Genomic DNA, 8,590 nt, shown 5'->3' with positions numbered 1-8,590 from the left:
CGCAACGAAACGTAAATCGGTCGTATCGAAACGTAGACGCCGTATCGAAACATAGAACGGTCGTATCGAAAAGTAACTCTTGCGCAACGAAACGTAACTCGGTCGTATCGAAACGTAGACGCCGTATCGAAAAGTAACCCTTGCGCAACGAAACGTAACTCGGTCGTATCGCAACGTAACCCGACCGCATCGAAATGTTCGATCCCGTGACAGAGGACACAAAGGACATGACTGAAGCCCGCTTCCCCCTAAATGGAAAAGTGGACTTTTGCACCTTCAATTACTCTGTCTGCAGCAATTCATCAATCTCGCGGACACCATTTCTTTCACCAGCCCCCTCAAATGCCATCCTTGCCTGCATACAATAATCCGTCGCTTCCTCTCGGCGTTCCTGCACCAGGGAAATCTCCCCAAGTCCACGCAAAGAGCAGCCGATGCTAATCGGATCACCTGACTTTTCGGCATACAGAAGTGATTTTTTCATGATGCTCTCAGCCTGATCAGATTCATGTTGCTTCAGCAGAATCATTCCCTGTTCATAGTAATTGGCGGCAAATCCCGCATGAAACGTGGGATTATTCTGCTCCAGCATTGCAATCTCTTCCAAAAAGTATTCTTGCGCTTTCCCGTAGTTCCCTGCCATCCGCTCGACCATTCCCAGCTGGTGCAGTGCAATTTGTTCTTTTTCCGTATGTTGTTCAGATTGCGCAGCTTCCCTGAGTTGCAGGTAAAGTAAGCGCGCTTCTTCATACTTGCCTAATGCGCTTTTCGTAAACCCCATCATATGCAACGCGGTTTCATAAGCAGCGGTCCCTTTATCCATCTCGTTCAGGCATTCATCATAAAGAGCTTCTGCTTCCTCGAGATTACCATTATCAAACAGGTCAAATGCCCGTTTCAGCTTGTCATCCATTGTTTCATCCACGCCCTTCTCACTTAGTTCTCCTAGCCGTACGAAAAAGTCACAAGCTGACAAACCTCACATCGATAGGCTGGTACTTTCCGCATTTTGAACACGGACATCTTGATCAGGATCTCCGCCGATCGTTCATCCATGAAGGCGGGTTTTTCAGATTCCGACCAGTACACTCTGTGCGACGCAAAGACATACCCTTTCACAAGCTCTCCCTTGCATTGAAAGCATTTAAGTTCCTCTTCCATCAAAGTTCCCCCTCTAACTGTGAATTGCATACTGGCATTTCAGCCGTGCTAACGGACCAGCTGATTCCGGACTAGAAACTTTCCGTCGAAGCGAAGCGGAATGCCAACTCCATCTTTTTCAGCATGGATATGCAAATGGGGTTCTGTCGTATTTCCTGAATTCCCCACCATCCCGATTTTCTGGCCGACTTCCACCAGTTCACCCACTTCGACGGTCACGCTGCCTTTTTGCATATGCGCCAGGTAGACAACCGCATCAGACGTTTCACACGTCAGTGCCACATAATTTCCTGTTGCATTTTCCGGATCTGCTTCAGGCGGAGCAAAGTCCGGCAGCCCGTTTTCCATCTCAACGACTTTCCCGTTGCACGGACTGAAAAGATCGTCTTCGTAAATGTGATACTTCGTTAGCTCTTTAGGATAAAGACCATTCGCACGAATGCCAAATTGATTAACCTTCAAAATATCAAGCGCATACTGCTGCGGTTCATACGAATGATGATAATTAAGCATAGTACTGTTGCCGCCCTGACCGATGAAATAAGTCCCTTCCTTTAACGGAAAAGCCAATTCCAGTGCGGTTTCATTTGTCGTATAACCCGTGAAAGCAAATACGTTGTAAGCACCAAATACCGCGGCAAGGAAAACCGAAACACCCATCGGCATCTTCTGTTTGGATGAATAATCCACTTTGAGCGGCAGTTCCCGCATTTTTCTCCATGATAAAATTAAAGCCACAATCAGTATAACGACTAGGAGATAACGGAAATAATACCCGATCCAACTCCAATTCCCTGCTTGGAACAGCCATGCTGCAAATAATGTTGTCGCCACTGCATCCAGAATCCACTCCAGTTTACTTTTAAAATTTGCCCGCCAAAGTGTGAATAAAAAAACCGCGGGTAACACGACCTGAATGGCCAACACCATTACTATTGTAAAAGCCACAAACGTTCTCCTCCCCCTATTTCTTCGCTTATACGTATACGGAGGGGATGGTCAATAGTTTCAATTATCTGTATTAAAAATACATACAAAAATACCTTTGAAACAGTTTGAAGCCGTTTCAAAGGTGCTATTGTACATTATATCTCACAGATCATTCCATTTTCCATCAGGACATGCTATTCGATTACGTTTATTAACTCCGTATGAATGCTTACAAAATATGTCTCTACTAAACCCTCTAACTTCTGATTTAGATTGTCATATTCAGCATCAGCCTTTTCGATAACCGTATAAAAAGCATCCTCTTTAATCTCACCATTTTTTAAATCTACGTACAGCCTCCACATTTCTTGACCATACTTTTTTTCAATCAAAGCATAATCGTGAGCACCAATTTTCTCGAGTACCGTTATTAAATCAGTTAAATAACTTTCTATACCATTATCATAAAAAAACGATTCGAGCGATGTCAGTAATATTTCATGCCCTCCACTTTCGATCTCGGAGTAGTATTGCAACAGTAATGATGCTTCTATTAACGTTGTGTCAGTAGATGATTCTTCACGGTCACTAACAACTGAAATAACGGCATTCCATATATCAGCGGTGGCTGTCAAATTTCCCCTCTTCATTGTTGGCTTCATTTCACTCCCCCTGTTACCTCATACTACCCACATAATTTCAATGTCCGTATACTCACTTACTTACCAACCACCGTAGAAAGTACAGCTTATTAATGGCGACAGAAGCTTCCATCAATCAAGAACTTTTTCTTCAGAGTATGCCTTCATCCAATGATACGGTTGCACTTCTTCTAAAGTTTTAAACGACAGCGACTCTTCATCATTCATTCGCGTAACGGCAACTTTCACGTCACTCCCCCAGTAAAAGAGCCTTTCTTGACAAACCCCACAAGGAGTAAGCACCTTGAACTCCGCTTGTTCATCATCCCGTACGACGCAGATGGAATGCGTCACTTTCGACTGGTATTTATGCGCTTCCAATATCGCACCTGTTTCGATGCAAAGCTCCGTCGAAGCATTGATGACTTCGGGTGCGACACTCGTCAAAATCGTACCGTCATTCGTAGATATTGCCGCCGCTCCACCCCATCCGGTTGGATAACGCTTTTGGATCAAGTCCGTAGCCGCTTCGTATAATTGTTGTTCGATATTCGTCTTCACTTCTTTTTGCTCCTTACACCAATTCAAGTAATACATCATACCGGATTGATCCACCCAACTGAAATCCATTTCATCATTTTCTAAAAGTGCTCTTAATTGATTAACAGAAATCCACTTCACATCTGCTGAGTCGTCACCTTTTTCAACGAGATCACCTCTTGCATGGCATCTGAAATAGACACCCATTGAATCGACAGGCCCTTTCAGTGTTTGATAAACAGTAAAGGGCTTCATTACTTCAATGTTGCTATCAATCGTGTCCGTTTCAATTTTTGTCTCTTCACCAAAAATTGTTGTCACATGAAGACCTGTTTCTTCAAGCACTTCCCTTTTCAGAGCATCCAGAAGAGATTCATATTCTTCTAACTGCCCTCCAGGCAATTCATACGGAGTCTTTCCCTCATAGGCTTTCATCCGTTTCTGAATAACAATTTCCGGTCCCTGTACACCTTCTCTTTCAATAATCGCACGAACGTTCACATACATACTCATGTCCCCCTCAATAGTACGCAATCAATTCTCTGGATAGCTGCACAGTTCCACAAGTGTTCCTTCTGTCGACGCGGGATTCATGTAGATTAGCTTTCTGCCACGCGCATTCGTCCGCAATGTATCTTCCAGAAAACGCACGCCTTTTTCTTTTGCATCCTCAATCGCCTTGTCCAAATCATCCACGCGGTATGCAATATGATGAACGCCTTTTCCTTTTTGCTTAATAAAACGGGCAATCGGCGAGTTCTTATTCGTCGGTTCCAGTAACTCAATCAGATTGTCTGCTGTTCGGACGACCGCTACATGCACTTCTACACCAGGTGCCTCACTCGTATACCGGTCTTCCAAAACCCCGTTTAACACATTTATATAGAAAGGCAGCGCCTCGTCAATGCTTCTGACAGCGATCCCCATATGATCAAATACATGATACATTTTACTTCCTCCAATCATGATAAACGCTTTCCTTGCAATGAACCCCCTCTCCAATTGACCGTCAACGACATTTCCACCCCGCAACGGGCAATTAAAGCACTCCTTATTGACCGCAATCACCATTTCCACCTCGCAACAGGCAATTACAACACCCGGCCAAGCCGAATCGTCACCGTCGTCCCTTCCGACGAATCCGGACTCGATTTCACCTGCACACCATAACCCTCACCATAATACAGATTCACCCGCTCATCGACATTTTGAATACCGACGCCTCCGAGTTTAGCCGTTGCACCTGACGCACCCGTTTCAACCGCTCCGACGTCAAATCCTTCTCCATTATCGGTGACGACTAACAGGATCGCATCGCCTTCTGCACGCGCACTAATCGAGATCATCCCCTGCCGCGACAACCCGCGAATCCCGTGATACAACGCATTTTCCACAATCGGCTGCACAAGCAATTTAGGTATTTCAATTTCACGCAAATCTTCCTCACACTCAATTGCATATTGCAATTTATCGCCATACCGCTCTTTCTGGATGAACAGATAGTGCCGGACGTGCTCGAGTTCATTGCCCACCGTCGTTAATTCACTGCCACCACTGAGCGACAACCGGAAGAACGACGCGAGTGCTTTCGTCAAATCGATCACTTTTTCACTGTCGCCGAACTCCGCCATCCACACAATCGTATCGAGTGTATTGTACAGGAAATGCGGGTTGATCTGGCTATGGAGCGCGCTAATTTCAGACGTCCTCAAATGCTTTTCCTTCTCCGTAATTTCCTGCATTAATTTATCGATCTTGTGCGTCATCAAATTAAAATGCCGCGCCAAGCTTTGCGCTTCATAACAGCCTTTCGCATCGACTTCCACTTCTGCCAAACCCGTTTCGATTTCTGTCATCGCCTGTTCCAGCTTCCGGAATGGCGCCGTAATACGCCCAGCAAACACGTACACGCTCCCCGTTGCAAGCAACAACAACACAATCCCTACCCACACAAAAATCTCGATCATCTGCCGCTTGATCATGCGCAAACTATCTTGCGACGACACACTGACAAGCAGCCAATCTGCATTTTCCAGATGATGCGTAAATGTCAGCGTATTGCCTTTCGCGTCATACCCAGCGCGGTCTTCAACAATTCTCAACAACATATCCCGCTTCGCCTCATCACCAAAGTAACTCGGATCTTCGTGATAGACAACTTCCGATTGATCATTCAAAATGAACGAAAACCCTTGCGAACCGAGTTCCGTATTCGCTAAATAATCCTCAATCACGTGATAATCCAGGTCAATGAGCAACACACCAATATTGTCACCATCTCGGCTCGTAATCTCCCGACTAACAGAAATAACCCATGTATCCTTATCCATCGTAAACTCTTGCATCCGCGCAGACGTCAGGAATGGCTGGCCGCCTTGCTCAATCGCAGAACGATACCACGACTGCTGCATCATATTCGTCGATTTGCTCATCGTCAGCTCTTTTTCATTGGACAATACTTGACCGTCTTTACTGACGATAACGACTGACTTAATAAATTCATCAGACGCCAGTGCCGTATCGATCGTCTTCAGCAAATCCGCCCGAACCGCTTCATCACGCTCGCTACTAGATAAATACCCGACTAGTTGAGGGTCTTCCGCGAGCAATGCGGAAATCGCATGCATCCTGTCAATATACAGATCGATGTACATGCCGCTTTTATTCACAGCGGATTTCGTCTTGTCCGCCGCCTCCCCGAGAATGATCGAGGACATACTGATATAAAGGATAGCCGCCATAAGAATTAGCGTACATGCACTTGCCACTATGTAATGAACCGAAATTTGGAATCGCAACGTCTTTGATTGCATGCCTTTCATTCCTTCGACCGCTCCTTGAACTGATTAGGCGAGACACCAAACCGCTTTTTGAATGAAGCACTGAAATAATTAGGGTCGTCAAACCCGACAGCAGCACCGATTTCATACACTTTCATTTCTGTGCTCAGCAAGAGAATCTTGGCCCGATCCATCCGCACAGTCATCATATACGTTTGAAAAGGAGAGCCAAATAACTGTTTAAACAGCGTACTTACATAAGACGTATTCAGCGCCAATTCACTCGCCAAATAAGAGAGGGAAAAGTCTGCATTGCCGATATTCGCATTAATTTCTGCTTGGATTTTGTCTTTATATCCTACTTGCGAATCTCCGGAGCTTTTCACAAGTCCGGCAAGCAGCGCCTCCACTTCCTGCGAACGCTGCGCCTCTTTCACTTTCCCGACCAGCTTCTGCAATAAATTCTGGATATCCGTTTTCGACACCGGCTTCAGCACATAATCATCGACACCTGCTTTTAACGCCGCTACCGCATAATCGAAATAATCATACCCCGTAATCATTGCGATTTTGACAGAAGGATATAATCGTTTCGCAGCCGCCGCAAACTCCAAGCCATTCATCTTCGGCATATTAATATCCGCCAAAACAATATCCGGCTTATGCGTTTCAAATAACGCAAGCGCTTCTTCCCCGTTTGACGCTTCATACACTTCCGTAATTCCGAGCATTTCGAAATTTACGAACGACCGAATTCCCCTAATAATAATTGGTTCATCATCGACAATGAGCAATGTATACATACGTTTCCCCCAATTTTTCATCGATTCGAAAAAAGGAAAGGAAGCCTCAGCCACCTTTCCTTCTGTTTCAACTAGTGTACATTATTTCACGAATCCTGTCAGATAGTCGTACCCTTCCGCCTCCATATCCGCAAGCGGCACAAAGTCAATCGCCGCGCTGTTAATGCAGTAGCGTAAGCCGCCTCTATCTTTCGGCCCGTCGTCGAACACATGGCCGAGATGGCTGTCCCCAGCGCGGCTTCTCACTTCGATGCGTACCATGTTGAAGCTTCTGTCTTCATGCTCCGTAACGACTTCCGGAATAATCGGCTTCGTAAAGCTCGGCCAGCCACATTGCGAATCATATTTGTCGGCGCTTGAAAACAGCGGCTCGCCTGTCACGATGTCGACGTAGATGCCATCTTCAAACGAATCCCAGTACTCGTTCGAATATGCTGTTTCCGTCCCGCTTCCCTGCGTCACTTTGTATTGTTCTTTCGTCAATTTTTCTTTTAACGTTTTATCATCGGGTTTCGGATAATCCGCCGGGTCAATCAAAGACGGAATGTCCTGGTCTTCCAATGTGTCGAACTCCACATGGCAATAACCATTCGGATTCTTCTCCAAGTAATCTTGATGGTATTCTTCAGCAAGTGTATACCCCGTCAGCAGTTCCACTTCCGTAACAATGTCGTCGTCATAGCGTTCCTGTTCGCTCGCAACGACTTGATCGATAATCGCTTTTTCAGCTTCATCCGTATAATAAATGCCCGATCGGTATTGTGTGCCGCGGTCATTTCCTTGCTTATTCAAAGAAGTCGGGTCGACAATCTTGAAGAAATGGGACAGTATCGTCTCGAGGTCCGTGCGCTCGGGATCATATTGTACATGCACCGTTTCGGCGTGACCGGTCTTGCCACTCACCACTTGTTCATAAGTCGGATTTTCCGTTTCGCCGTTCGCATAACCAGACGTCACATCATAGACGCCGTACACCCGCTCCATATATGCTTCCACACCCCAGAAACAACCGCCTGCCAAATAGATGTCTTTCAATTTGTCTGTGTCAAATGACAAGTTCTCATTCGGATTCGCCGGATATTTAGACGTCGGTGTAGCCACGAGCGCACCCGTTGTCCCAGCACTTTCCGGCGCAACCGAATTGCCAAGCGAACAGCCACCGAGCACAACTAGCACAAGCAAACCAATCAGGTATTTCATTTTCATCATCGCTCTCTCCTCCCGTCAATTGATTTGATTCATCATGTCGATAATCTGTTCATTCGATAAATGCCCGGGTTGCGTCTTCACAAGCTCCCCTTTTTTATTAATAAAAGCTGATGTCGGATACCCGCGCACATTGAATTTCTGGACGAGCTTGCCGCCTTCATCGAACAGCACCGGCAGATCTTCAACTCCCTCTACCCCTTTGTACCATTTGATGAATGCATCTTTCTTCTTTTCATTGTTATAGTCAGGTGCAACAACGGTCAGTACGACAAAGTCATCCGTCTCAGCTGCAAGTGTATTTGCTTCTTCAAGACCTGCGAGACAAATAGGACACCATGATGCCCAAAACTTCACATACACATTCTTCCCTTCAAAATCGGCCACATCGACTGTCTTACCAGTCAAATCTTTCAATTGGAATAAAGACTCGCCCGCGTCACCGCTTGTCGATCCCCCAGAACAAGCACCTAGAACCGAGACGAGCGCTACGAGCATCAGTATTTTCTTCAGCATACTAAATGATTCC

The 8,590-nt window shown here is 45.8% G+C and carries 10 protein-coding genes and 1 pseudogene; all 11 read right to left on the bottom strand.

All coding sequences use genetic code 11. From position 1 onward, the window contains the following. Positions 1 to 280 precede the first annotated feature (280 nt). Positions 281 to 925: a tetratricopeptide repeat protein gene (locus H9649_RS17140; RefSeq protein WP_191696122.1), complete on the bottom strand. Its 645-nt coding sequence runs from the start codon at positions 923 to 925 to the stop codon at positions 281 to 283. Between the two features lie 20 nt (positions 926 to 945). After that, the gene (locus H9649_RS18105; protein WP_225229971.1) at positions 946 to 1,161 is read right to left on the bottom strand and encodes a PF20097 family protein; all 216 of its coding nucleotides are present in this window, start codon (positions 1,159 to 1,161) and stop codon (positions 946 to 948) included. Positions 1,162 to 1,209: 48 nt separating this feature from the next. After that, positions 1,210 to 2,109 carry a M23 family metallopeptidase gene (locus tag H9649_RS17135; RefSeq protein WP_318241714.1) on the bottom strand — a complete coding sequence of 300 codons (900 nt, stop codon included), beginning with the start codon at positions 2,107 to 2,109 and terminating at the stop codon, positions 1,210 to 1,212. Positions 2,110 to 2,285: 176 nt separating this feature from the next. After that, positions 2,286 to 2,753, bottom strand: a complete 468-nt coding sequence (locus H9649_RS17130) for a DMP19 family protein (protein ID WP_191696121.1) — start codon at positions 2,751 to 2,753, stop codon at positions 2,286 to 2,288. 111 nt (positions 2,754 to 2,864) lie between these two features. After that, on the bottom strand, positions 2,865 to 3,329 hold the full coding sequence (locus H9649_RS17125; RefSeq protein ID WP_191696125.1) for a cytidine deaminase: 465 nt from the start codon (positions 3,327 to 3,329) through the stop codon (positions 2,865 to 2,867). A gap of 54 nt (positions 3,330 to 3,383) precedes the next feature. Then, positions 3,384 to 3,779: pseudogene (locus H9649_RS17120) on the bottom strand (NUDIX hydrolase); the annotation flags it as partial. A gap of 27 nt (positions 3,780 to 3,806) precedes the next feature. Next, positions 3,807 to 4,220, bottom strand: a complete 414-nt coding sequence (gene mce, locus H9649_RS17115; protein ID WP_191696120.1) for a methylmalonyl-CoA epimerase — start codon at positions 4,218 to 4,220, stop codon at positions 3,807 to 3,809. A gap of 143 nt (positions 4,221 to 4,363) precedes the next feature. After that, on the bottom strand, positions 4,364 to 6,094 hold the full coding sequence (locus H9649_RS17110; RefSeq protein WP_191696119.1) for a sensor histidine kinase: 1,731 nt from the start codon (positions 6,092 to 6,094) through the stop codon (positions 4,364 to 4,366). Then, positions 6,091 to 6,855, bottom strand: a complete 765-nt coding sequence (locus tag H9649_RS17105; RefSeq protein WP_191696118.1) for a response regulator transcription factor — start codon at positions 6,853 to 6,855, stop codon at positions 6,091 to 6,093. Before H9649_RS17105 ends, H9649_RS17110 begins: the two co-directional genes overlap by 4 nt. Positions 6,856 to 6,936: 81 nt before the next feature. Continuing rightward, a complete protein-coding gene (gene msrB / locus H9649_RS17100) occupies positions 6,937 to 8,064 on the bottom strand; it encodes a peptide-methionine (R)-S-oxide reductase MsrB (protein WP_225229970.1) in 1,128 nt (375 codons plus the stop codon). A gap of 15 nt (positions 8,065 to 8,079) precedes the next feature. After that, positions 8,080 to 8,577 carry a redoxin family protein gene (locus H9649_RS17095; protein ID WP_191696117.1) on the bottom strand — a complete coding sequence of 166 codons (498 nt, stop codon included), beginning with the start codon at positions 8,575 to 8,577 and terminating at the stop codon, positions 8,080 to 8,082. Positions 8,578 to 8,590: the final 13 nt, after the last annotated feature.

The sequence above is a fragment of the Sporosarcina quadrami genome (genome assembly GCF_014836615.1).
Classification (GTDB): domain Bacteria; phylum Bacillota; class Bacilli; order Bacillales_A; family Planococcaceae; genus Sporosarcina; species Sporosarcina quadrami.
This window is presented reverse-complemented; position numbering and strand designations above follow the sequence as displayed.